This is a genomic window from Streptomyces sp. bgisy100, from assembly GCF_057709105.1.
In genome coordinates this window covers 1-23,105 of the sequence record NZ_JBYITE010000042.1, presented here as the reverse complement: position 1 = coordinate 23,105, position 23,105 = coordinate 1, and the positions used below count along the sequence as shown (strand labels likewise).

At 70.5% G+C, this 23,105-nt stretch carries 21 protein-coding genes and 4 tRNA genes; 14 read left to right on the top strand and 11 right to left on the bottom strand.

Annotated elements, in window-relative coordinates:
* Positions 1–59: 59 nt before the first annotated feature.
* Positions 60–314, top strand: coding sequence for a hypothetical protein (locus tag AC3EQ1_RS24120; protein WP_432096424.1), 255 nt, complete (start codon positions 60–62; stop codon positions 312–314).
* A 226-nt stretch (positions 315–540) separates the two neighbouring features.
* Here AC3EQ1_RS24120 and AC3EQ1_RS24115 read toward each other — a convergent pair whose 3' ends face one another.
* A complete protein-coding gene (locus AC3EQ1_RS24115) occupies positions 541–2,139 on the bottom strand; it encodes a hypothetical protein (RefSeq protein WP_432096423.1) in 1,599 nt (532 codons plus the stop codon).
* A gap of 414 nt (positions 2,140–2,553) precedes the next feature.
* Entirely contained in the window at positions 2,554–3,531 is a 978-nt protein-coding gene (bla, locus tag AC3EQ1_RS24110; RefSeq protein WP_432096422.1) for a class A beta-lactamase, read from the bottom strand.
* A gap of 513 nt (positions 3,532–4,044) precedes the next feature.
* Between bla and AC3EQ1_RS24105 the strand changes: the two genes are divergently transcribed.
* Positions 4,045–4,437, top strand: coding sequence for a hypothetical protein (locus AC3EQ1_RS24105; protein ID WP_432096421.1), 393 nt, complete (start codon positions 4,045–4,047; stop codon positions 4,435–4,437).
* Between the two features lie 255 nt (positions 4,438–4,692).
* Here AC3EQ1_RS24105 and AC3EQ1_RS24100 read toward each other — a convergent pair whose 3' ends face one another.
* The 6 genes from AC3EQ1_RS24100 to AC3EQ1_RS24075 form a co-directional block, all read right to left on the bottom strand.
* Positions 4,693–4,908, bottom strand: coding sequence for a hypothetical protein (locus AC3EQ1_RS24100; protein WP_432096420.1), 216 nt, complete (start codon positions 4,906–4,908; stop codon positions 4,693–4,695).
* Positions 4,887–5,345 carry a hypothetical protein gene (locus tag AC3EQ1_RS24095; RefSeq protein ID WP_432096419.1) on the bottom strand — a complete coding sequence of 153 codons (459 nt, stop codon included), beginning with the start codon at positions 5,343–5,345 and terminating at the stop codon, positions 4,887–4,889. Before AC3EQ1_RS24095 ends, AC3EQ1_RS24100 begins: the two co-directional genes overlap by 22 nt.
* A gap of 352 nt (positions 5,346–5,697) precedes the next feature.
* Positions 5,698–5,771 (bottom strand) — tRNA-Phe (locus tag AC3EQ1_RS24090).
* A gap of 4 nt (positions 5,772–5,775) precedes the next feature.
* Positions 5,776–5,850: transfer RNA gene (locus AC3EQ1_RS24085), tRNA-Asp, on the bottom strand.
* Between the two features lie 38 nt (positions 5,851–5,888).
* A tRNA-Glu gene (locus AC3EQ1_RS24080) sits at positions 5,889–5,961 on the bottom strand.
* Positions 5,962–6,041: 80 nt separating this feature from the next.
* On the bottom strand, positions 6,042–7,592 hold the full coding sequence (locus AC3EQ1_RS24075) for a metallophosphoesterase family protein (RefSeq protein ID WP_432096418.1): 1,551 nt from the start codon (positions 7,590–7,592) through the stop codon (positions 6,042–6,044).
* A 341-nt stretch (positions 7,593–7,933) separates the two neighbouring features.
* On the opposite strand from AC3EQ1_RS24075, the gene AC3EQ1_RS24070 reads away from it, so the two are divergent.
* The 7 genes from AC3EQ1_RS24070 (at position 7,934) to AC3EQ1_RS24040 (ending at position 15,833) form a co-directional block, all read left to right on the top strand.
* Positions 7,934–8,284, top strand: a complete 351-nt coding sequence (locus tag AC3EQ1_RS24070; protein ID WP_351515456.1) for a metallopeptidase family protein — start codon at positions 7,934–7,936, stop codon at positions 8,282–8,284.
* 332 nt (positions 8,285–8,616) lie between these two features.
* The gene (gene crcB, locus AC3EQ1_RS24065) at positions 8,617–9,105 is read left to right on the top strand and encodes a fluoride efflux transporter CrcB (protein ID WP_432096451.1); all 489 of its coding nucleotides are present in this window, start codon (positions 8,617–8,619) and stop codon (positions 9,103–9,105) included.
* Positions 9,102–9,476 carry a fluoride efflux transporter CrcB gene (crcB, locus tag AC3EQ1_RS24060; RefSeq protein WP_432096417.1) on the top strand — a complete coding sequence of 125 codons (375 nt, stop codon included), beginning with the start codon at positions 9,102–9,104 and terminating at the stop codon, positions 9,474–9,476. Before crcB (AC3EQ1_RS24065) ends, crcB (AC3EQ1_RS24060) begins: the two co-directional genes overlap by 4 nt.
* Positions 9,477–9,559: 83 nt before the next feature.
* Entirely contained in the window at positions 9,560–10,213 is a 654-nt protein-coding gene (locus AC3EQ1_RS24055) for a hypothetical protein (RefSeq protein WP_432096416.1), read from the top strand.
* Between the two features lie 612 nt (positions 10,214–10,825).
* Positions 10,826–13,066 (top strand): DEAD/DEAH box helicase, encoded by a 2,241-nt coding sequence (locus tag AC3EQ1_RS24050; RefSeq protein WP_432096415.1) that lies wholly within the window; start codon positions 10,826–10,828, stop codon positions 13,064–13,066.
* 450 nt (positions 13,067–13,516) lie between these two features.
* Positions 13,517–13,589: transfer RNA gene (locus tag AC3EQ1_RS24045), tRNA-Lys, on the top strand.
* A 309-nt stretch (positions 13,590–13,898) separates the two neighbouring features.
* Positions 13,899–15,833, top strand: a complete 1,935-nt coding sequence (locus AC3EQ1_RS24040; RefSeq protein ID WP_488187172.1) for an ATP-dependent nuclease — start codon at positions 13,899–13,901, stop codon at positions 15,831–15,833.
* A gap of 227 nt (positions 15,834–16,060) precedes the next feature.
* Here the strand turns inward: AC3EQ1_RS24040 and AC3EQ1_RS24035 are convergent, their stop codons facing one another.
* The 3 genes from AC3EQ1_RS24035 to AC3EQ1_RS24025 form a co-directional block, all read right to left on the bottom strand.
* Positions 16,061–16,555 carry a hypothetical protein gene (locus tag AC3EQ1_RS24035; RefSeq protein ID WP_432096413.1) on the bottom strand — a complete coding sequence of 165 codons (495 nt, stop codon included), beginning with the start codon at positions 16,553–16,555 and terminating at the stop codon, positions 16,061–16,063.
* Positions 16,556–16,655: 100 nt separating this feature from the next.
* Positions 16,656–18,179: a site-specific integrase gene (locus tag AC3EQ1_RS24030; RefSeq protein ID WP_432096412.1), complete on the bottom strand. Its 1,524-nt coding sequence runs from the start codon at positions 18,177–18,179 to the stop codon at positions 16,656–16,658.
* A complete protein-coding gene (locus tag AC3EQ1_RS24025; RefSeq protein ID WP_432096411.1) occupies positions 18,176–18,856 on the bottom strand; it encodes a helix-turn-helix domain-containing protein in 681 nt (226 codons plus the stop codon). The genes AC3EQ1_RS24030 and AC3EQ1_RS24025 overlap by 4 nt, the downstream gene beginning before the upstream one ends.
* A 96-nt stretch (positions 18,857–18,952) precedes the next feature.
* Here AC3EQ1_RS24025 and AC3EQ1_RS24020 point away from each other — a divergent pair, with 96 nt between their 5' ends.
* From AC3EQ1_RS24020 to AC3EQ1_RS24000, 5 genes are all read left to right on the top strand, one after another.
* The gene (locus AC3EQ1_RS24020) at positions 18,953–19,183 is read left to right on the top strand and encodes a hypothetical protein (RefSeq protein WP_432096410.1); all 231 of its coding nucleotides are present in this window, start codon (positions 18,953–18,955) and stop codon (positions 19,181–19,183) included.
* Between the two features lie 357 nt (positions 19,184–19,540).
* Positions 19,541–20,707 carry a DUF3631 domain-containing protein gene (locus tag AC3EQ1_RS24015; protein ID WP_432096409.1) on the top strand — a complete coding sequence of 389 codons (1,167 nt, stop codon included), beginning with the start codon at positions 19,541–19,543 and terminating at the stop codon, positions 20,705–20,707.
* A 264-nt stretch (positions 20,708–20,971) separates the two neighbouring features.
* Entirely contained in the window at positions 20,972–21,700 is a 729-nt protein-coding gene (locus tag AC3EQ1_RS24010; protein ID WP_432096450.1) for a DUF2637 domain-containing protein, read from the top strand.
* Between the two features lie 227 nt (positions 21,701–21,927).
* Complete coding sequence (mobC, locus tag AC3EQ1_RS24005; protein WP_432096408.1) at positions 21,928–22,443, top strand: plasmid mobilization relaxosome protein MobC; 516 nt, start codon at positions 21,928–21,930, stop codon at positions 22,441–22,443.
* Positions 22,440–23,105: relaxase/mobilization nuclease domain-containing protein (locus AC3EQ1_RS24000; protein ID WP_432096407.1), on the top strand; the 666-nt coding region annotated here is incomplete at its 3' end. The genes mobC and AC3EQ1_RS24000, both read left to right, overlap by 4 nt.

Below are 23,105 nucleotides of genomic sequence, written 5' to 3'. Positions count from 1 at the left end.
GCGCGCCGGAGGCCGGAAAGGCTTGGCGGGGCGGGGATCCCGGGTGGAACGATGAGCCCATGCAGAGTGGATTACGCCGGATCGGCGGAGTGATGACGGTGCTGGCGGGGATCGCCGTTGCGTCCTGGCTGGTGTTCGGCCCTCCTCATGACTGGGAGGGGACCATGCGGTGGGCGCGCTGGGCCCTCGGGGCCGCGAGCCTGGGGATCATCCGGGGAGGGGTGCACCTGATCTTCCCCGAGAAGCCCAAGGGGCATGCCCAGGAGGGCGAGGCGGCGGAGCCCGCGCCCGCCGGGCCCGGCCGCAGCGGCTGACGCGGCCCCGTCCGGCCCGTCGGTGGCCCGGCTCCCGACGCGAGAGCCCCGCTCCTCGGACGAGGAGCGGGGCTCTTTGCTGTTCGGGTGGCGCGGAGCTGCTGTACGGATGCTTCCGAGCTGCCGTGCTGGCGCGGAGCTGCTGTACGGATGTTCCCGAGCTGCCGTGCTGGCGCGGAGCTGCCGTGGGTGGTGCCGAGCCGCCGTGCGGGTGGAGCCGAGCGGGTCACTTCACGTCGACGTAGTCCTCGTGGCCGCCGGCGACGAAGTGGCCGCTGTCGGCGTCGAGGAAGACCGGCGCCCAGGTGCCGTCCCGCCGTGCGGTGAACCTTTTGCTGAAGCTGCCGTCGGACTTCGTGGTCGTCGTCCCCATCAGCGACCACTCCTGCAGGCCCTTGGGCCGGAACAGGATCTGCACCTTCTGCGCGCCGTAGCCCTTCCAGCCCGGCTTCCGCTCCTGCAGGGTGCCCCGCACCGTGAGCTTGCGGCCCTTGCGCACGGGCTCCGGCGAGGCGCCCGCGCCCTTGATCCGCGTCAGGGTGCGGCCCGCGTGGACGGCGGTACTCGTGGTGCCCTTGATGTCCGCGGTTCCGGCGTACTGCAGCCGCCAGTGGCCGTCGGTGTGGCCGGGCAGCTGCTCGGTGAACCGGGAGCCGAAGGAGACGTCGGTCGTCCTGCGGGTCGTCCACCCCGTGCGGCCGTCCGGCGAGTACTGGATCCGGACCGGAACCCGCCCGGACGGCTCGCCCCGGCCCGTGATCTTCAGACGTCCGGCGATCTCGAGGCCGACGTTCTTGTCGAGCGAGGCCGAGAAGTCCTCGAACTCCGTCCGCGCCACGACGTCGACCGTCACCGCCGCGGTGGTGGTGCGGTCGATCCAGGGGTTGCGCCCGGCGGGGAAGCCGACCTGCCAGGTGGCGCGCTCCGTCGCGTACTTGGTGAAGGTGAAGCGGCCCGACGGGTCGCTCGTCGCCTCGACCGGGTCGCAGGCGGTGCAGTCCTTCCGGTCCAGCGCCAGCTTGACGCCCGGCAGCGGCTTCCACGCCGAACCGCTCCGGTACTGCAGCAGCCCGGAGACGTCCACCTGCTGCCCGAGGTCGACCCGGTGCGAGCTCTTGTCCAGCACGATCCGGGTCGGCGCGGCCTTCGGGGTGACGGCGATCCAGTCCGCGTGGGCGTACCCGAGGCCGCCCCGGTACGTCGCCGAGGCCCAGCCTCCCTGCTCCAGTTCGTGGGAGACGGAGAAGTGCCCGGCGGCGTCGGTGGTGGCGGTCGCCTCGCCGTTCCGGTCGAGGGAGACCTCGACCGGGGCGTCGGCCAGCGCGGTGGTGTCGCGGGTGACCGGGTCGCGGACCACGAGGTCGCCGCTCGCGGTGACCGTCCGGTCCTCCAGCGTCGGTGCGGTGGGTGTGACGCGGAAGGACGAGAAGACCGGCTGCTTCGCGTAGTGCAGCGTGCCGGCGTCCTTCTTCGTCGTGGTCGCTCCGGAGGCGTCGGTGACCTCCACGTCGATCGCGTAGTCGCCCAGTTCCTTCAGGCGGAGGGGCGCGGAGCTCCAGACCCCCTCGTCCGGGGCGACCCGGTCGCTCTCGGTGAAGCCCTTGACGGTGGCGACCTCGGTGTCGCTGCCCTGGGGCCGCACATGGGCGGTGACGTCGGTGATCGGTCCGCTGTGGTGCAGCCGGACGTCGATGACGGACCAGTCCTTCAGGGAACTGCCGACGTCCTCGATGGCCGGGCCTGCAGCGTACGCCGTGCCGGGCACGACAAGAGCGCTGACGAGCGCGGCCACAGCGGTGGCGGCGCCCATGGTGATGCGTTTCAAGAACCCCCCCGGGTCCACATGCTCACTCGCGCAGTTGCGCGGAGCAGTTGATCGTATCGGGATGTGCGCCGCAAGGCGGGCCCGACCCCGACAAAGCAGCAGAAGATCCGACCCGACGACGTCGTGGAAGACCTGACGCCGACGATGCGGTGGAAGAGCGGGGCGGCCGGAACGGAAGGCCGTAACGCCCGGGACCGCCGGAATGGAATGGGGCGGCCGGAGCGGAAGGGTGCGGCCTGGCAGGAACGGACGGGACAGCCGGTGGGGATCCGGGGCGGCCGGAACGGACGGGACAGCCGGTGGGGATCCGGGGCGGCCGGAGGGAACGGGGCGGCTGGAAGGCGCGATCCGTGCGCGGCCGTGCCCGGCTGTCCCAAGGTGTGCGGCGGCCCGCGGACCGCCGCACACCCGGTGCTACGACAGCTTGTCGGCGACCACCTCGGCCGCCTGCGCGATCAGGGCGTTGTCGTAGTCGGCGTCCTTCGCGTGGCGGTTCGAGGTGATCGCCACGACGATGGGCGCGCCATCGGGGCGCCACACCACGGCGATGTCGTTGCGGGCGCCGTAGGTGCTGCCGGCGCCGGTCTTGTCGCCGACCACCCAGCCCTCGGGCATCCCGGCGCGGATGAGCTCGCCCCCGGTGGTGTTGGTCCGCAGCCACTTCGTGAGCTGCGCGCGGTCGCTCTTGTCCAGGAGGTCACCGAGCACGTACGCGCGCAGGTCCTGGGCCAGTGCCCGTGGCGTGCTCGTGTCACGGGTGTCACCGGGCGTCCAGTCGTTCAGCTCCGTCTCGCGGCGCTCCATGCGCGTGACGTCGTCGCCCGCCTTCCGGAGCGCGGCCTGCAGCCCCTTGGGGCCGCCGACCGCGTCGAACAGCAGGTTTCCCGCGGTGTTGTCGCTGTAGCGGACGGCGGCGTCGCACAGCTCCGTCAGGGTCATCCCGGTTCCGACGTGCTTCTCGGTCACCGGGGAGTAGTCGACCAGGTCGTCCTTGGAGTACTTGACCACCCGGTCCATCCCGCTCGGTGAGTACTTCCGCAGCACGGCACCGGCGGCGAGCGCCTTGAAGGTGGAGGCGTACGCGAACCGCTCGCCGTCCCGGTGGGTCACCTCGCGCCCGGTGCCGGTGTCGACGGCGTAGACCCCCAGCCGTGCGTCGAACTTCCGCTCCAGCTTCTTGAACTCGGCGGCGGACGCCTTCGCGCCGGCCGCCGACCGCACGGCCGCACCGGTCTCCGCGGCAGGTGCGACGGCCGGCTTCGCGGTCGCGTCGTTCGGCCGCGCGTCTCCCGCGGCCCGGACGCCCCCACCGGACCCGCAGGCCGACAGCGGGACGAGCGCGAGCGTGGCGAGCGCGCCGAGAGCGGCGCGGCGGGCACGGGTGTACTGCATGTTCCAAACCTCCGGGTCGGTCCCCATCGCGCAGGGTGCCTCGTTCTTCGAGGACAGTGATTGCGCGGCGTCGGTTGCGTGCGGGGCGGGAGATTTCGTCCGTTCATGAGAACGTCCCGTGGTGTTGGCCGTGGCGCCGGGGGCCTTCGGGTCGCGGCACGGCAAGCCTTGAGGGGCGCGGCACCGCAAGCCTTGAGGTCGCTGCCGGCGGCGACTCCTCTGCTCAGCCGGCGAGCGGTTGCTCTTGCTGCGGGCGGCTGCTCCCGCCGCGTCCCCGGCCAGGGCGGGTGGGCCGGATTCCCCCGGGCGCGGTCACCGGAGGGCCGAGACGAGCGGCTTTCTGATGGCGCGGGCCTTCTCGTGGCACCGGCCTTCTCGTGGCACCCGTAGGCTCCTCCTCTTTCCGCCATTTGCAGGACTTACCTATTCCTGCGACGTACTTTCCGCTTCGTCCGGTCACTCATGTCACGGTGCCGGTCCCGTCCAGGGGCCCGCGACGAAAGGAAGACACACATGCGTGGAAGGCTCGTCATCGCCGCCGGCGCACTGGCCATGGCTCTGACGCCGGGCACCGGGTGGGCAGCGCAGGACAGCGACGTCCAGGCGACCGGTTCGCACCGCGCCGATGCGCCCGTTTCCCGCGATGACTCCCGCGTCGGTCCGGGAGTGCCCGGGTACGAGCTGGTCAGGCTCCCCAACGCCAATGTCCCGAACTTCCAGCGGCGCACGGTGTACTGCCCCGCGGGCAAGAAGGCCCTCGGCGGCGGCGCCGAGGCGCGGGGCAACAGCGCCATCCTCGTCGGCAGCTTCCCCACCGATGACGGAAGGGGCTGGATCGGACTGGGTCGGCAGACCACCACGGACACCGTGGGCATCAGCGTCTTCGTCATCTGCGCCAACGTCTGATCGACACGGCGTCATGGCCCGGCGCACCTGTCCGGGCCGGGCCGTCACGGCGCCGGACGCGTGACAAGCCGTACGCGTGACAGGCCGTAGGCGTGACAAAAGGCCCCGACGGCCGAACCCGTCGGGGCCTTTCGCTGTTCAGAGACGCTCAAGTGCCTGTGGGCACGACGCTGTTCGCGGACGGCGCGGACGGCGCGGACGGCGCGGACGGCGCGGACGGCGCGGACGGCGCGGTCAGGGGCGGCCGAGAAGACCTCACGACGCTTCCCCGCGGGTGCGCACGTAGCGCCACCCGAAGTAGAGCGCCCCCAGCGCTCCCCCGACTGCACCGGCTCCGCACATGACCCTCGCCCAGAGGGCCATGTCCTGTGTGATCCACAGCAGGCTCACCACGACCAGCGCCAGGGAGAACAGGAATTGCTCTCCATGGCGCGGGTTGCGGGGACTGGTCAGTCCCGTGTGTTGGTGCACGTGTAGGTAACGCCCTTCATACGGATGTCCCGCCACCCGATGAGGGGAGCGATGTCGGTGCCGCCGCCACCGCCGCCATCCTTTTTACGGCAGTAGTAACCGAGCGCGTCGAGCTTTCCGAGGTCGCTCTTTGCTTGGTAGTTCCTGTACGACCTCATCATGGCCGCTCGCTTTTCCGCGGGCGTGGCGTTCTTCGCCTTTGTGTAGGCGTAGCACCCGACGCTGGCGCCGATGCCTACCCACGACGCGCCCTTGGCCAGGGCCTTGGACAGGCCTGCCGCGCCACTGCCGATCCCGAGAACCGCACAGATTTCATCGGCTCCGGCAGCGTTGATCTGCGCCTGAGTTGCCGCCCGCGAGACGGCCGCATCCCCGTCGCGCTCCGCCGGAGCCGCATTCGCGGTCTGCGCGCCAATGCCGAACATGGTGCCGGTCATGGCGAAAGCGATAAGCGTGGATATCCCTCTGCTTCGTACGGTCACGAAGTCAACCCCCGAATTCCCCGTCTTGATCATTACGAGAAGGACGCTACCAGCGCCGCTATATGCATGCAATGGCTATTTACTTTTTCTGACGGCTCCTTGACGGGGCGGCATCGGGAATCGGAATAATCCTGCAAAATTCCATATGTCGGGTCCTCGGTCCCCACCTGAACCTCGGGGCCTGTGAACCTCAGGGCCTGTGAACCGCTGCGCCGCTGAGCGGCCGGTGCCGCCGCGTGCTGTCACGGGCATGAAAATGCCCCCTCCGAAGATCTTCGGAGGGGGCATCTGCCCGGATGGGCTGCGGTGGCTGGGGCCGGGGTCGAACCGGCGACCTTCCGCTTTTCAGGCGGACGCTCGTACCAACTGAGCTACCCAGCCGCAGCGGTCCTGACGGGATTTGAACCCGCGGCCTCCACCTTGACAGGGTGGCGAGCACTCCAAACTGCTCCACAGGACCAAGCTCGTGCGAGCACTAGTCTCGCACAGGGTGTTGCGTGCCCCCAACGGGATTCGAACCCGTGCTACCGCCTTGAAAGGGCGGCGTCCTGGGCCACTAGACGATGAGGGCTGATGGCCCACCTGGGCGCTTCTCAGCGCGTCGGGGACGTGAGAAGCATATGGGATGGGAGGAGCGATCGCCAAAACGGTTTACGAAGCCGAGGGCGACGGGGTGGCTCCGGGGGAGTTCTCGGCCGGGAGATGGCGGCTGACCTCGGCCGTCGACAGCCCCAGACCGCCCAGCGTGATCTCGTCCCACGCCTGGAGCCGGCGGGTGTCCCGGTCCAGGTAGAGGACCGAGGCCTGCACCGGGTCCGGTTCCGCGTCGTCCACCGCGCGCAGCCCGCTGCCGCCGGTGGTGCCCTGGATCATCAGCCGGGTGCCGTGCCGCAGCACCTCGTTGCCGCGCCGGTGGATGTGCCCGGCCAGCGCCAGCGGCACCGTGCCGTCCGTCTCCGCCGCGGCGACGGGGTTGTGGGCGACGGCGATGTCCACCGGCCGTCCGACGGCCTTCTGCAGCCGCAGGGCCGACGCCAGCTCCCGGCCGACCCGCTTCTCGGCCGGGTCCCCGGCGGCGACGACCGACCGGTCGGGGGTGAACTGCGGGTCGCCGACGCCCGCGATCAGCAGCCCGGCGACCCGGACCGGCCTGCTGTCGTCCAGGACACGCACACCCTTGCGCCCCGCCATCGACTTCTGGGTGGCGGCGGAATCGTGGTTGCCGCGCACCCAGACGTACGGGGCGCCGAGGCCGGAGACGGGGTCGAGGAAACCGTTCTCCGCCGCGCTGCCGTGGTCCATCGTGTCCCCGGAGTCGATGATCACGTCGATCTCGTACTGGTCGACCAGCGACTCGATGATGTGCCAGGCCGCCGGGTTGAGGTGGATGTCGGAGACGTGCAGCACGCGCACCGTCGTCGGGTCCGGCCGGTAGACGGGGAGGGTCGAGGTGACGTCGTAGAGCTTGGTCACATTGGTCACCAGCCGGGCCAACTCCCGCTGGTAGACGTCGAAGTCGCTGACGATGCTGCGGGCGTTGCCGACCACGTTGGGGGCGCTGGACAGCAGGCCGGAGAACTTCGGCTCCAGCACCGCCTGCGGGTTCCAGGTCGCGTACGCCGCGCCGCCGGACGCCGCGAGCAGGCCCAGCGCGAGCCCGCCCGCGGCCAGCGCCCGCCGCGGGCGCCGGTAGACGGCCAGGCCGAGGGCGGTCGCGCCGGAGACGACCGCGACGCAGGAGCGCAGGGCCAGGTCGGAGGTGCCGGCGGTGACATCGCGCGTGACCTCGTCCTGGAGGCCGGAGATCCGCTCGGGGTGGTCGACGAGGGCCTGGGAGCGGGCCGGGTCGAGCCGGTCGACGTCGACGTCGAGCCGTATCGGGGCGACGTGGCTGCGGAGTTCGAGCGAACCGAGCGGCGAGACGTTCACCTTGGTGCCGCCGGTGAAGGACGGGCGCAGTGTCATCCGGGTGTCCATCGGGCCCACGGGGGTGCGGACGCTTCCGACGATCAGCAGCCCCAGCCACGCGCCGAGGAGGACCACCGCGGTCAGGCCGGCCGCCCGGGCGAGCGGGGACGGCCGAGGGGTGAGGGAGCCGGCGGGGAGTTCGCGGCCGGGCCCGGCGAGCCGGCGCCAGTGGCTCGCCACGCTCGTGCCCAGGGCGCGCAGGGGATGGGGCGACCGTACGGGTTCGCGATCCATTGGGGCCGTATGCCCGTGCGCCACGGCCGGTATGCGGGGGGGCGCGGGAGCGCCGGGAGCGCGGCGGCAGTGCCCCGGTGGCGCGGCCCGCACCGGTCGGCCCGGCCGTGCCGTCGCTCCGGCGCGGGGCCGGGGCGGGGCCGTGGCGGGGGAGGGGGACAGGGGCCGGACGATGGGCCGACGGTGGTGCGAGGCCGGTGCCGGCGCGGGTGGATCCCCGCCGGCGGGGCCGTGCCGGGGCGGTTCCGGACGCCCGGTCCGCGGGGCCGTGACGGCGGCTCGCCGGGCCGGGGCACTCCGGACCGCCTCGGTCCGGGGCTTCGTGGCGGAGAATGAGCAGCGTGCTGGAGATGACGCGCGAGGAGTTCGAGGAACTGGTCGCCGAGGCGCTGGACCGGATTCCGCCGGAGCTGACGCGGCTGATGGACAACGTCGCGGTGTTCGTGGAGGACGAACCGCCGGCGGACGACCCGGAGCTGCTCGGGCTGTACGAGGGGACGCCGCTCACCGACCGCGGGGAGTGGTACGCCGGCGTGCTGCCGGACCGGATCACGATCTACCGGGGGCCCACCCTGCGGATGTGCACCAGCCGTGAGGAGGTCGTCTCGGAGACCGAGGTGACGGTGGTGCACGAGATCGCCCACCACTTCGGCATCGACGACGAGCGGCTGCACGCCCTGGGCTACGGGTGAGCGCGGAGGGGGCCGGGGAGGGGGCCGGGGAGCGCCGGGGGCATGGCGAACCGGCTGACGGCGGTGACGGGGGCGGCAACGGCGGCCGGTACCGCAACGATGACCGGTACGGCATCGGCGGGGCGGCTGACGGCGGTGACCGGTACGGCGTCGGCGGGCTGGCTGACGGCGGTGACCGGGCCCACACCGGCGAACCGTCCGACGGCGGTGACCGGGCCGGCGCCGGCGCGGCACCGGAGGCGTCGGGCGAAGTGCCGGAGGCGGCGCGCCGAAGCGGCCCGCGGCGTCGGCCGCCGGGCGCGACCGCCGTCTCCGGGCCGTTCCGGGAGCCGGTGGACCCCGATGTCGACCTGCACATTCCCGCGGACCGCGCCGAAGCCGTCGGGCACCACCTGTGGACGGTGATCGCGGTGGTCGCCGCGGGCGGCGTCATCGGGGCCTGCGCCCGGTACGGGGCGTCCCTGGTCTGGCCGGTGGCAGCAGGAACGTTCCCCTGGACGACGTTCGGGGTCAACGCCGTCGGCTGTGCGCTGATCGGTGTCCTGATGGTGCTCGTGGTGGAGACCCGGGAGGCCCATCCGCTGGTCAGGCCCTTCCTCGGCACGGGGGTGCTGGGCGGCTTCACCACATTCTCGACCTATGCCGTGGACCTCGTGGAACTGCTCGACCGCGGACGCGCCGGAACGGCGGCCGGGTACGCGGCCGGAACGCTGGGCGCGGCGCTCGGCGGCGTAGCGGCGGCCGCGGCCCTGACGCGGGCGGCCGTCCGGCGGCGCACGGCCCCCGGCGTCCCCGCCGGCAACGGAGGCGGGAGCCGGTGAACTGGCTGCTCGTGGCCGTAGGCGCGGCCGTCGGCGCACCGCTGCGCTACCTCGTGGACCGGGCGGTGCAGGCCCGGCACGACTCCGTGTTCCCGTGGGGCACGTACGTCGTCAACATGGCCGGTTCGCTGGTCCTGGGTGTGGTGACGGGCGTGGTGGCCGCCGGTGCCGCCTCGTCACGGGTGCAGCTGCTGCTGGGGACGGGGCTGTGCGGCGCGCTGACGACGTACTCGACGTTCTCCTACGAGTCGCTGCGGCTCGGCGAGCGGGGGCATGCGCTCGCGGCCGTGGCGAACATCGTCGGGTCGGTGGTGGTGGGGCTGGGCGCCGCTGCTCTGGGGCGGGCGCTCGCGGAGGGGCTACTGGGCTGAGCGGCAGGGGCGCGTGTCCTGGGCCGGGGAAGGGGAGTTGAACAGAGCGTCCCTGCCACGCCGCACCCCGGAGGTGCCCGCGCATGCGCCTGTTCACCGCCCGTCTCCCGGACCGCCCGCTGCCCGCCGTCCCGCCACCCCTCAGGCGGGCGGCAGCCGCCGTGCTGACCGTCGCGGCGGCCGCCGGCGGGGCCACCGGCTGCATGAACGTGAGCGACCCGGAGGAGCCGGAGCCGACCCGGAAGGCGGCCGAGCGGGGCAGGGCGAACAGGCCCGACGGCGGAGTGGCCGCGACGACCGGCAGCTTCGGCGGCGGCCGGGTGGCCGGGCACGCGGAGCACGGTGCGGCGGACGGAAAGCGCCGGGCACCGGGCGGCGAACACCGCACAGGGCCGGGGGCCCGGCGGGACGCGGGGGCGCAGCGCGAACCGGTGCGCCCCGGCCGGTCCGACCGGCCGGGGCGGACGGAGCGGACGGAGCGGCCGGGCCCGGTCACCCGGCCGCCGAAGCCGTCCCGGCCGCCGACCGGCTCCACGGCACCGGCGTCCCCCACGCCGACGCCGTCGCAGGGCTCCCCCACGCCGGAGCCCCAGCCCTCCACCCCGGCCCCCGAGCCGACGACCGCGCAGCCCAGCGGCTCCGGCACCCCGCTCCCGCCGGGCGCCCCGGACACGACGGCCCAGTGGGCACCGACGGGTTCGGCACCACAGACCGGGCCGTTCGCCCAGCGGTACTGATCCGTGGCGTCGAGGTCCTGACCTGCGGCGTGCTTCGCGGTCGGCCCGCGGTTGCGGGTGCCGACGGGTGATCCCCGTCCCGGTGCTCACCCGTCGCCGATCTCCAGCCCGCCGCAGGCCCTCCCGTGAGCCTTCCCGTGCACCTTGCCGGCTGTCCGGTGCCGCCTTCCGGATCCCGGTGCCTGAGACGACTCCGTCCGGTGCCGCCTTCCGGATCCCGGTGCCTGAGACGAGTCCGCCCGGTGCCGCATTCGGGAGCCCGGTGCCTGAGACGACTCCGCCCGGTGCCGCATTCCGGATACCGTGCCTCCGACCACTCCGTCCGGTCCTCCGACGGGTCGTGTCCGGGACCGTCGGCAGCCCCAAAGGGCGCCGGAACGAGCGCGATTCCCGCCCGCTGGCAGGCGATTTGCTTTGGGGGTCACCCGGTGCGTATGGTGGCAGATCGTTTGATCCCATTTGCCTGGCGCCACGATGACCTCTCGCCGAGAGGCCCAAGAGCGCCCCGTGGCGCGTTCCTGTTCCTGGCCGTGGCTGACCGCATCGAGGCGGTCGTATGCGATTCACGGAGTCTGGGCACGTGCCGAGACTTCGGAAGGTTTTGCATTTCGCATGTCCATTTCTGCTACTGACCAGGCCGTCATGCCCGCAAACGGCGAGATCGCAGACGACGAGATCGTCGAGGCGCCGGAGCAGGAAGCGGCCGAGCAGGCCGCCGAGGCTCCCACGGTCACCTTCGGGGACCTCGGTCTGCCCGAGCAGGTCGTCCGCAAGCTGGCCCAGAACGGCGTCACCACGCCGTTCCCGATCCAGGCGGCGACCATCCCGGACGCCCTGGCCGGTGAGGACATCCTCGGCCGCGGCCGCACCGGCTCCGGCAAGACCCTCTCCTTCGGCCTCCCGCTGCTGACGCAGCTCGCCGGCGGCACCACCGAGAAGAAGCGCCCCCGCGGCGTCATCCTCACCCCGACCCGTGAGCTCGCGATGCAGGTCGCCGACGCGCTCCAGCCGTACGGCGATGTGCTCGGGCTCAAGATCAAGGTCGTCTGCGGCGGCACCTCGATGGGCAATCAGATCTACGCCCTGGAGCGAGGGGTCGACATCCTCGTCGCCACCCCGGGCCGGCTGCGCGACCTGATCAACCGGGGCGCCGCCTCGCTCGACAAGGTCCAGATCGCCGTCCTCGACGAGGCCGACCAGATGGCCGACCTGGGCTTCCTGCCCGAGGTCACCGAGCTGCTCGACCTGGTGCCGACCGGTGGCCAGCGGATGCTGTTCTCCGCGACGCTGGAGAACGAGATCGACACCCTGGTCAAGCGCTACCTGTCCGACCCGGTCACCCACGAGGTCGACCCGTCGGCCGGCGCCGTGTCGACGATGACCCACCACGTCCTGGTCGTGAAGCCCAAGGACAAGGCCCCGGTCACCGCCGCCATCGCCGCCCGCAAGGGCCGGACCATCATCTTCGTCCGCACCCAGATGGGCGCCGACCGCGTCGCGGAGCAGCTCATCGACTCCGGTGTGCGGGCCGACGCCCTGCACGGCGGCATGACCCAGGGCGCGCGGACCCGGACGCTGGCCGACTTCAAGGACGGGTATGTCAACGTCCTCGTCGCCACCGACGTCGCCGCGCGCGGTATTCACGTCGACGGCATCGACCTGGTGCTGAACGTCGACCCGGCCGGCGACCACAAGGACTACCTGCACCGCTCCGGCCGTACGGCCCGTGCCGGCCAGTCCGGCACCGTGGTCTCCCTGGCCCTGCCGCACCAGCGCAAGCAGATCTTCCGGCTGATGGAGGACGCGGGCGTCGACGCCTCGCGCCACATCGTCGGCGGTTCGGGCGCCTTCGACGAGGACGTGGCCGCGATCACCGGGGCGCGCTCGCTCACCGAGGTGCAGGCCGAGTCGGCCTCGAACTCCGCCAAGCAGGCCGAGCGCGACGTGCAGGAGCTGACCCGCGAGCTGGAGAAGGTCCAGCGGCGCGCCGCGGAGCTGCGCGAGGAGGCCGACCGGCTGCTGGCGCGGGCGGCTCGGGAGCGCGGCGAGGACCCGCAGGCCGCGGTTGCCGCGGCGGCCGAGGCCGCCGCGGAGGAGCAGGCGCAGGAGGCCATGGAGACCGCGTTCGTGCCGGCCCAGGCCGAGCGCCCGGCCGAGCCGGCCCGCTCCGCGGAGCGCCGTGACGACCGCCGTGACGACCGACGGGACGAGCGGGGCAACTTCGACCGCCGTGACCGCCGTGACGAGCGTCCCTCCGGCGGCTTCCGCCGCGACGACCGCCGTGACGAGCGTCGTGACGACCGGTCGGGTGGCTACCGTTCGGGTGGTGACCGTCCGTTCAACCGCGACCGTCGTGACGACCGTTCCTCGGGCGGCTTCCGCCGTGACGACCGTCCGTCCGGTGGTTTCCGCCGTGACGAGCGTCGTGACGACCGGTCGGGTGGCTACCGTTCGGGTGGTGACCGTCCGTTCAACCGCGACCGTCGTGACGACCGTTCCTCCGGCGGCTTCCGCCGCGACGACCGTCGTGACGACCGGTCGGGTGGCCGTTCCTTCGAGCGCCGTGACGACCGGTCCGGCGGCTACCGTTCCGGTGGTGACCGTCCGTTCAACCGCGACCGTCGCGACGACCGCCCCTCGGGTGGCTTCCGCCGTGACGACCGGCCGTCCGGCGGCTACCGTTCCGGTGGTGGCGACCGTCCGTTCAACCGTGACCGCCGCGACGACCGCCCGTCCGCCGGCGGCCACCGCTCCGGTGACCGCCCGCACGGCCGTCGCAGCACCGGCACCGGCACGGGGACCGGTTCCTTCGGGCGCCGCGACGACAAGCCCCGCTGGAAGCGCAACGGCTGACACAGGGCCCTGATCGAGGCCGTTCCGGATGCTCCGCCAGGCGTCCGGGACGGCCTTTCTCGTCCGCGCGCCCGCCCTGCCTCGTATGGGGTGCGGCTCGGCACGTGCCCGCCCCGTCCCGCTTCGTGTGCGGCTCGGCGCATGCCCGCCGCATCGTGAACGGCTCGCCCGCGAACGCCTGGCCTCGTGAACGCCTCGCTCGGCCACACCCGGGCCGGCTGGAAGGGGGCCGCGCCGGCCGCCCTCGCGAACCGGTACTCAGGAGCTCCCCGGCGAGTCGGGTGCGCGCGGGTGAGCCGCGACAGCCGCCCGTACTGATGCCGTTCCGATGCCGCTCCGGCGCCCGTTCCGCCGCCCGCGACGGGCACCGGGCCGCCGGACGGAGGAGCGGAGCGGATACCCGATCGGCTGCGCCGTTCGGTGCAGCTATGCTCGGGGGAGCACGATCGCGGGCCGTTAGCTCAATTGGCAGAGCAGTGGACTTTTAATCCATTGGTTGTGGGTTCGAGTCCCACACGGCCTACCGACCGCGGGGCGAGGAAACCTCCTCTGACCTGCTACTGAGCGCCTCGACCGGCTTCGGCCGGTCGAGGCGCTTCGTCGTACCTGGACGCGTGCGTGAGCGATGCGTGAGCGGATGGCCTGGCAGAAGGCGCGACGGATGCGGCTTCGAGAGCTCTCGGTACCAGAGCAGCGGCGGTTGTGCTGCTGATCTCGGGCGGCAGGCTGGATTCCGGAAAGCCTCTCCTCTCTCATCGAGTTGGCTGCTAACGTGATGATCATCACCTAGGGGATCACCGGCCCCATCCGGAACCTCATGCTCAGGACGATCGTGAAGATCAAGCGCGCGCACATCGAGAACTTCTGCTGTCTGCACAGCGTGGATGTCTCCTTCGAAGAGATCACCTCCTTCATCGGGCCGACCGGCGTCGGTAAGTCCACCGTGCTACGCGCACTCGATTGGTTCTTCAACGGCGAAAAGTCGCTCGCGCTGAGTGACGACGATGTCCACTCGGCGGCGAAGGGTGGCCGCATCGTCGTCGAGGTGGAGTTCGATGGGCTAACTGCCCACGACCGGGAGGTCCTCGGGCGATACGCACCCGACGGGGCCGAGAGCGTGAGCGTTTGGCGGACCTGGCAGAACGGCGAGGACAAAATCACGGGCAAGGCGCTCGCGTACCGCCCGTTCGAGGAGGTGCGGAAGTTCGAGAAGGCGACCGACCTGCGCAGGGCGTATGACGAGCTGCGTGAGGGAGATAGCAGCCTGGATCTACCGAAGGTCGGGAGCAAAGACAAAGCGATCGAGGCCATGCGGACTTGGGAGCTGGCCCACCGTGAGCAGCTCACTGAGTCGGAGGTGGAGGACACCCACTTCTTCGGCTTCGCAGGGCAAAGCAAGCTGGGTCAGCTGATCGACTTCGTTTTCGTCTCCGCGGACCTTCGGGCCTACGAGGAGACGGACGATCAGAAGACCACAGCGCTCGGCCGAATTCTGGACCACGCAGTGGATCGGACAGAGGCAAACGAGCGGCTTGGCGAGATTGAGGAGAGTGCCCATCTAGCCCGGCAGAAGGTACACACGAAGGTGTACGGCCCAGTGCTGGATGACATCTCGGCCGCGCTGTCCTCGGAGGTTGCGAAGTTCACCACGGGACGTCAGGTGATGGTGACTCCCACCGTCCATGCACCGAAGCCAGCCCGGACCACTTTCCAGGTGAGCGTCAGAGACGGCGCAGCGGAGACCTCAGTCCATCGGCAGGGGCACGGCTTTCAGCGGGCTTTGATCATCGCCGCACTGAAGTACCTGGCTGATCGTCGACGACCTGAGGGCGATACCCGGACGTTGTGCTTGGCAATCGAGGAACCTGAGCTCTTCCAGCATCCGCCGCAGGCACGCACCTTCGCGAAGGTGCTTCGCGAGTTGGTATCCACTTCCCCTGCTGAGCGCACTCAAGTGATGTATGCCACTCACAGTCCCGTCTTCCTCGATCCGGCTGGGTATCACCAGATCCGCCGTTTGTGCCGTGCCGTTGGCGAGGCGCATCCCGTCACCGAGGTGCGTCAGGCATCTCAGGAGGACCTGTGCCGGGCTCTCGAGGGCCTGGTTGACGCAAGCACCGTTAAGCGCCGGACGGTCGGCAGGCTCGCTGGGGTATTCGCGGAGGGCTTCTTCGCCCACGCGGTGGTGCTGGTTGAGGGCAAGGGAGATGAGGGGGTGATCCTGGGGTGCGCGGAGCGGGCCGGGATCAATCTCGGAGCGGAGGGAATCAGCATCGTCGAGGTGACCGGCAAGGACAACCTCATGATTTCCGACGTGCTCTTCGGGACGCTGGGAGTGCCCTGTCATGTGGTTTTTGACGGGGATGCAGGTAAATCGGAAGGCAAGCGGCAGTCGACGAGTCACCTGATCCCGGAGCAGGAGCGGCGGGACAGAGACTTGGAGTGCGAGCGGGAGGCGCGGCGGACTCGAAAGAAGAATGCTGATCTTCTGCGATACCTCGGGACCACGCCCGCCTCGCAACCGGTGGACGAGACCACCGCCAGGTACACGGTTTTTGAGGAGAACCTGGAAGGCTACCTTGGGCAGCACTGGCCGGCTTGGGACTTGCGCAGGAGAGAGCTGGTGCGCTCGGGTGAGGGCTCTGATGGGAAGAACGCGGCGACCTATCTGGAGACGACGCGCACAGTGGCGACGGACCCGCCGTTCCTTCTCCACGCCATGCTAGAGAACGTCACGCGCCTCGGCAGGACTGCGGTGATGGTGTAGCCGCAAATCCCGGCAGCACGGCAGGGCTGTGTGTGCTGCACGTTGCGCAGATGTCCATCTGGCACATGCGCCGGGGCACTCCACCCGGGTGAGATGCACGACCATCCCCACTCCGTATCGCACCTGACTCTCCTATCGTCGCCTCTCACGCGGACAAGCGGAGTCGTTTAGGGCTGTGTTGGGTGAGCAGGTGGGCCGGATGGTTCCCGGTAAGGGGAGCAACTTGTTCAGGACGCCAAGTCGAACTGCTTGAGCCAGTCCGGATCGGCATCGCCGACCGTGGCAACCAGGCCGCCGCAGAGCAACACCATGTACAGAGTGAAGGCGATCGGGTCTCCGTAGTGCTCCACCGCTTCGTTGAGGGTCAAGCTGGGCGCATCCGGATGGCCGATGAAGCCCGCCGCTTGGAGAACGTCGTCGTGCTGGATCCCCAGGCTGTCGGAAACCCACTGCACGGCGTGCCGGGCCTGGGCCTCGGTGATCTGCTCCCTCGCTCCTACGAGCCAGGCCATCAGGATTGCCCAGACCATGGTGGGGTCTGAAGGGTGCTCCCCTTCGATGAAGGAGCCTCCTGGCCCCTTGGAAGGGTCCTTCATCCACGTGGCGATGTCCGCGCGCAGGCGCTTCTGGGCCCGGACACGAGACATCTCGGAGAGATCGGGCCTGACGTCATGTGCTGTCCGCGTGGCGCGTGCCCGACGGCGCTGGCTGTTTCGTCCCATGGACCCGAGCATGGCGCTCGGGTCCGCTTCGGGGAGGGAGAACAGCCAAAAGTGCCCGATCCATTGGCGTGAGGGCGTATCGCCGTTCGGGCTGCCGGTCTCAACCTGCAGTGCGTCGGTGTCCCCCTCGGCGAGGAATGAGCGCGGTGGCCGCCTCGGCCACTGCTCGGTCGACCTCAGGCAGCAGGCTCGTATACGTGTCCGAGGTCAGGGTGATCGTGGAGTGGCGGAGCGTCTCCTTGATCGTGTGGATGTCGCCGCCCGCTCCGTGGGTGAGCGTCGCCGCCACGTGGCGGAGGTCCCGCAGGGTGATGGGCGGGAGGTCGGTGGTGGCGAGGAGGCGGCGGAAGGTCTCCGAGACCGTTTCCGGGTGGAGCCAGGAGCCGTCCTCCTTGGTGAAGATCTTCCCGGTTTCCTGCCAGGCGGCACCTGCTGTCTTCCGCTCCTGCTTCTGGCGCTTCCTGTGGGCTCGCAGGACGGCCACGTTCACGCTGTCGAGGGCGATCGTGCCGGCGCTGCCGTCGGTCTTCGGCTCGGACTCGTACGGGTCCCAGCCGTCCACGACGATCTCCCGTGCTGGGGTGATGAGGCCGACGTCGAGATCGGTCTCGTGCCAGTCCTGGCCGACCGCCTCACCGCGCCGGAGGCCGCGGGTGCCCATGAGGTGGAAGAGGGCGTAGAGCCGGTCCTCCTCGGCGGCGTCGAGAAAGACGCCGAACTGCTGTGGGGTCCACACCATGACTGGACCAGGGGCCTCGCCGGTCTCTCGCCAGCGGCGGACGCGTTCGTCGGTCCAGAGGAGTGGCTTGGGGCGCTTGCCGGACTCCAGCTCGACGTGGGCGGCCGGGTTGAAGGTGATGAGCTGTTGGGCGATGGCGGAGTTCAAGGCTGCGCGGAGGGTACGGCGTACGGCCTGCCGGGTCGCCGGGCCGGTGATCTTCCGGAACGGCTTCATCTCTGCGAGCTTCGCCTGCTCGGTGGCGAGCCGGATCCGTTCGGCGGTGACCGGGCGTCCGGGCTTGCTCGGCTTGCAGCGGGCGACCTGCTCGCGGCGGTCCTGGTTCTCGGCGGCGATCACCTCGTTGTCGTCGGCGATTCCGTCGAACATCTCTACGAGGTGTCCGACGTTGAGCCGGTCCAGCCGTATGTGCCCGATCCGAGGCTTCAGGTGGATGCGGAGGTGCGAAGCGTAGCCGTTGAGGGTGGTCCTGCGGCGCTTCTTCGACGCGAACCAGGCGTCCAGCCACTCGGCGACCGTGAGGCTGCCCCGTAGCCCGAGCCCGGCCCTCAGACGCCGCCGTGTCTCCTCCACCTCGGGCAGCGGCGCCTTCTCGTCCCCGACTTCCTCCAAGAGCGTGACGAGGCGCTGGAGGCTGTCGGCATCGTCTGCGTCGGCCAGAGCGAGGAGCGCACGGACGTGGTCGAGGTCGGCCTGGGCGGCCTTGAGGGATTCGTAGCCAGCGCGGCTGAAGGATCGGCGAGTGCCGTCCTCGCGGGGCGGGAGTTCCTGGCGGATGGAGTACGACCCGTGCTTGCGGCCGGTGAGCTTGGGGCACTTCTTGCCGAGCGGTTTGCCCGTGTGAGGGTCACGGCAGTAGCAGCGGCGGTGTGTGGAGCCTTTCAAAGGCGTTCCTCCGGGGCGGGGTTGGTTTCGAGTTCGGACGGGTCGACGTCGCCCAGTGCGGGGGGCAGGTCGGGTGGGGTGGCGCCTTCTTCGCGGAGTTCGCGGCGGAGCTGGCGGAGGGTGTACTTGGCGGAGATGGCCTGGTCGGCATACTGGGTCCGCTTGCGCTCCGCCTCTTCCCGCTGAGCGCGGCTGGCGGCCGTCTTGGCTGTGAACCCGGCCCGTTCCTCCTCTTCGAGGGCAGCGAGCGCGGTACGGACGAGGCTGGCGTGGTGTTCGAAGTCGGGGACGAGGCCGGCGTCGTGTCCAGGTACCTCTTCTTCGCCGGTGAAGCGCCGCAGGGCGTCCCAGGTGGGGACGAGATGCTGGAAGGGCAGTTCCTGGGTTCGCTCCACGTAGCCGACAGGGAAGATCAGGTGGGCTGGGTAGGTCTCCAAGGCGGCGGCCAGGACGATGACATCCGCCAGGGGTAGGACGGCGCGGCGGCCGGACTCCATGTTGGCGATCACGTTGCGCGGGATGGAGTGCCCCAGCTGCTCGCACTGGTCCGCCAGGTCCTGCGCGCTCCACCCCATCTCCTTCCTTCTCCTCCGGACTTCGCCGGCCACGTTGGCCTTGACCCGGTCCACCCACTCGGGGAAGTCGTCCTCATCAGCATCCACATCGCGTTGTGTCATGTAGACACTTTAGCTTGAGGATCCTGGTTGGTAGACGCCTGGAGCCGGACGCGATGGACGCGTTCGTCGAAGGCTGTGCCGAGAGGGGTCCTCTGCATGCGAGAAGAAGCGAAGCCCGGGCGCTCGAAGGGGATGAGCAGGGAGGAGCTGCTCGCCCTTCCCGTATCGGTTGACCTGGACACAGGTAACCGTGCCCTTGGTTTGGGGCGGAGCAAGGGGTACGAGCTGGCGAAGCGGGGGGCCTACCCGTGCAAGGTGCTGCGACTCGGCAACGCCTACCGCGTCGTGACCTCCGACCTGCTGGAGCTGCTCGGGCTGGCGGCGTGAAAGGGCGGGAGCGTAGCAATCCGTTCTGCGCTGAGCTGACACAGAAGCGTTGGACTGTTGCCGGGGGTGGACGTACGGTTCGTGGTCCCTCGCGGTGGCCTGATGCCCGCGAGAAGGGGACGGGCCCCCGGCGGTGCGACGCCGGAGGCCCCGAGCAACCCCGAACGGCCCTGGAAGAACCAACTCGGCGGCAAGGGCGTGCGAGCCCGCCGCGAGACGAGGAGCTGCCCTGTGCAACACCCCGAACCCCAGACCCATTCCGACCTCGACGAGCTGGTGTGGCCGCCGGTCGCTGTCCCCGGCAAGCCTGGTCGGCATACAGGCGAGGACTGTGCCGCTGATGGCGTCCAGGGTGCCTTGACGGACGAGCCCGCAGTGGAGGCGGCGCCGGATCCCGAGCCGACCGTTGGAGCGGAGGTACTGGACGAACTGCGTGGCCAGCTGGCGAAGTTCGTGATCCTGCCTTCGCCTGAGGCTCTGGACGCCGTCACGCTGTGGGTGGCGGCTACGCACCTGCAGACGGCGTGGCAGCATGCGCCTCGTCTCGCGGTCGTCGGACCGGCCAAGCGTTGCGGCAAGTCACGGCTGCTGGACGTGTTGACCGAAACCGTGCACGACCCACTGATCACGGTCAACGCGTCAGCAGCCGCGGTGTTCCGGTCGATCACCGACGTCCCTCCGACCCTGCTGGTCGACGAGGCCGACACTCTCTTCGGGTCGGCGAAGGTGGCGGAGAAGAACGAGGAGATGCGCGGCCTGCTCAATGCCGGTCACCAGCGCAACCGGCCAACCCTGCGAGTCTCCGGCCCGAACCACGAGGTGGCGAAGTTCCCGACGTTCGCCATGGCCGCCCTCGCCGGCATCGGCGACCTGCCCGACACGATCATGGACCGGTCAGTCGTGATCCGGATGCGCCGCCGCGGGCCGGGCGAGAAGGTCGCGGAGTTCCGCACCGTCCGCGACACCCCCGCGCTGCATGCCCTGCGTGACCGGCTCGCCGCCTGGCTCACTCCGCTCCACGCCACCGCCATGGACCTGACCCCGCCCATGCCGGTCGAGGACCGTGCCGCCGACACCTGGGAGCCGCTGATCGCCATCGCCGACCTCGCCGGCGGCACCTGGCCTGCCGCTGCCCGCGCCGCCTGCCTGGCCATGACCAGGCATGAGGTCGAGCAGGACCAGGACAACAGCGCCCTGAATCTCCGGCTCCTCGCCGACATCCGCCGCGCCTTCGCCGCCGAAGGAAACCCGGCCCTGCTCCGTACCGGCCGCCTGCTCGGCATCCTCAACGAGGACACCGAGTCGCCCTGGCCCGAGTACAAGGACAAGGGCCTGTCCGCACGGGGCGTGCAGCTTCTGCTGAAGGGCTACGGCATCAGCCCGTCCAGCCACCGCTTCCCCGACGGCTTCCAGGCCAGGGGATTCGCCCGCGAGCAGTTCGCCGACGCCTGGGCCCGCTACTGCCCCGAGCCCGCACCGGCCGCCGAGCCGCCACTCCTGCCGGGTCCCACGACCGGCGCCTGACCCGCTACGACCCGTCCCCACCCGTCCCCTCGCAGGTCAGGGACGAGACGGGTCACCTGCCCGTGACGGGTCGACCCGATGTCACTACCTCGACCTGTACCTGCCCTGACCAGGCACGCGACGGGTCGCGACGGGTCCCCACCCTCCACGGCCGAACCCTCAATCTCATGGAGCGCCCTCCCATTGCTTTCCCCCAGCACCACCGTCTCGCCCTTCACCACACCGGCAGCTCTTCCCGCATTGATCCGGACGGGCGTTGCCTCGCTGGCTGTGGCTGCCTTCGCGCTCTCCTATGACGCCCTGCGCCAGATGGCCGCCGCCAGCCACATCTACTGGCTGCTCACCTACGCCTTCCCCCTCGTGATCGACGGCTTCATCGCCATCGGCATCGGCGCACTTCTCGTCCTGCGCACCGCCTCCGTGAGGCCGCGCCTCTACGTGGCGGCGCTGGTCGGGATCGCTACCGCCACGAGCATCTGGGCCAACGTCCTGCACGCCATCCGCCTCAACCAGCAGACCGGCTCGGGCGGACTCGCGCTCGACGACATCACCGTCGGCGTCATCTCCGCCATCGCCCCGCTCGCCCTCGCCGGCGCCGTTCACCTCTACCTCCTCGTCCAGCGGTGCCCCACGCCCACGGACCTACCAGAAAACCTCCGCCACATCACGGTGGACACCGCTGCGCGAGGTGGCGCAGTAGCCACAAGCGAACCGACGCCCGCCAAGGACGTGGCGCACGCCCCTGTCGAGCAAGTGGCTCGGCCCATGAAGCCGACTGCCGCAGGGTGCGGCCGGAAGCCGATCGCCACCTTCGAGGAGGCGGTCGAGATCGGACGCACTGCCCCCGCAGGACGTAAGGGCCAGGCATCCCGCCGGAGCATCGAAAAGGCCATCCGCGACAAGGGCCTCGGCATCGGCCGCGAGCGCCTGGAGAAGGTCAAGGACTTCCTCCAGGCCGAACTCGACCAAGACCGCGACACCACTTCGGCGTAACTCGGCCCTCGCAACCTCTGGCGCTCGCCCCAGGACCGCCCTGGGGCGAGCAGCCCTTCCTCCCCATCGCAGCCGCACGATCAGAGAGCCCGCACATGCACGAACAGCCCCTCCCTGAGTCCCCTCACACTGCCCGGCACCCGGACTCGACGCCGGCATCGGGCGGAGCAAGGTATGCCGCTGGACCGTCCAAAGGCCGGCCCCGCGGGAGCTCCTCCGCCCCGGGGGTGGCGGAGGAGCTCGGGCACCAGGGGGTGCCCGAGCAGGAACAGCCCGACCACGCCGCCGTTCCGCTGCAGCGTGCCGCCGACGCCGCCGCGCTCCACCGAGTCGCCCACCGCCGCCAGCGTGAAGCCGTCCAGCGCAAGGAACGCGTCGATGTGCGCTACAGCGTTGACGAGAAGACCGCGATCCTCCGCGAGGCCCGGTCGTTGAACATCGCGGGTGCCCACTATGTCGGCGCCGTCGTCATGGCCCACGTGCACGGCGACCTCGCCCTGCCCGGACAGCGGACGCAGCTCGACGACTACATCGACGAGCTCAACGCCTTGCGTATCGATGTCGCCCGCATCGGCAACAACGTCAACCAGATCGCTCGACGCCTCAACACCGGAGGCGATCCACACCTTGTGGATACAACTCTCCTGGCCCGGGCCGAACAGACGCTGGGAACCGTCCGCGCCACCGTCGGTGACATCGCGCGGGCCATGAACAGCGCCGTTTCCACGAAGGCGACTTCATGATCGCAAAGATCAGTGGTGGCAAGAGCACCGCCGGCCTCATCAGGTACCTGTTCGACACGAAGAAGGCCAAGGACCACACCGATCCGCACCTGGTCGCCTCCTGGGACGGATTCGCCCCCGACCCCGGTCGCACCGAGGACTTCGACGCCACCAGGAAGCTCCTCGTGGCGGATCTCGACCTTCGGGTCAAGCAGGCAAGGCGCCTCGGCCACGCTCCCAAGCAGCACGTTTGGCACTGTTCCATCCGCGCCGCGCCGGAGGATCGTTTCCTCACCGATGCCGAGTGGGCGGACATCGCACGCCGCGTTGTGGCTGCGACCGGCATCGCGGCCGAAGGCGATCCGGACGGTTGCCGCTGGGTCGCCGTTCGCCACGCCGACGACCACATCCACATCGCCGCCACCAAGGTCCGGGGCGATCTCCGTCCAGCCCGCCACTGGAACGACTACCTCAAGGCCGACAAGGAACTCGCGGCCATCGAGAAGGCGTACGGGCTCCACCAAGTCCTGCGAGGGGACCGTACCGCCGCCCAACGCCCCACGCGCGCCGAGACTGAGAAGGCCCTCCGCGAAGGGCATCGGGCGACCGCCCGTGAGCAGTTGCGCTACGCCGTCCGCACCGCAGTCTCTGTCGCCGCGAGCACGGAAGAGTTCCTCGGCGTC

What these genes read in the sequence shown, in the direction of transcription:
- AC3EQ1_RS24120 (WP_432096424.1), top strand. Translation starts at nt 60, where the DNA reads ATGCAGAGTGGATTACGCCGGATCGGCGGAGTGATGACGGTGCTGGCG.
- bla (WP_432096422.1), bottom strand. Translation starts at nt 3,531, where the DNA reads ATGCAGTACACCCGTGCCCGCCGCGCCGCTCTCGGCGCGCTCGCCACG.
- AC3EQ1_RS24105 (WP_432096421.1), top strand. Translation starts at nt 4,045, where the DNA reads ATGCGTGGAAGGCTCGTCATCGCCGCCGGCGCACTGGCCATGGCTCTG.
- AC3EQ1_RS24095 (WP_432096419.1), bottom strand. Translation starts at nt 5,345, where the DNA reads ATGACCGGCACCATGTTCGGCATTGGCGCGCAGACCGCGAATGCGGCT.
- AC3EQ1_RS24075 (WP_432096418.1), bottom strand. Translation starts at nt 7,592, where the DNA reads ATGGATCGCGAACCCGTACGGTCGCCCCATCCCCTGCGCGCCCTGGGC.
- AC3EQ1_RS24055 (WP_432096416.1), top strand. Translation starts at nt 9,560, where the DNA reads ATGCGCCTGTTCACCGCCCGTCTCCCGGACCGCCCGCTGCCCGCCGTC.
- AC3EQ1_RS24050 (WP_432096415.1), top strand. Translation starts at nt 10,826, where the DNA reads ATGTCCATTTCTGCTACTGACCAGGCCGTCATGCCCGCAAACGGCGAG.
- AC3EQ1_RS24035 (WP_432096413.1), bottom strand. Translation starts at nt 16,555, where the DNA reads ATGGGACGAAACAGCCAGCGCCGTCGGGCACGCGCCACGCGGACAGCA.
- AC3EQ1_RS24025 (WP_432096411.1), bottom strand. Translation starts at nt 18,856, where the DNA reads ATGACACAACGCGATGTGGATGCTGATGAGGACGACTTCCCCGAGTGG.
- AC3EQ1_RS24020 (WP_432096410.1), top strand. Translation starts at nt 18,953, where the DNA reads ATGCGAGAAGAAGCGAAGCCCGGGCGCTCGAAGGGGATGAGCAGGGAG.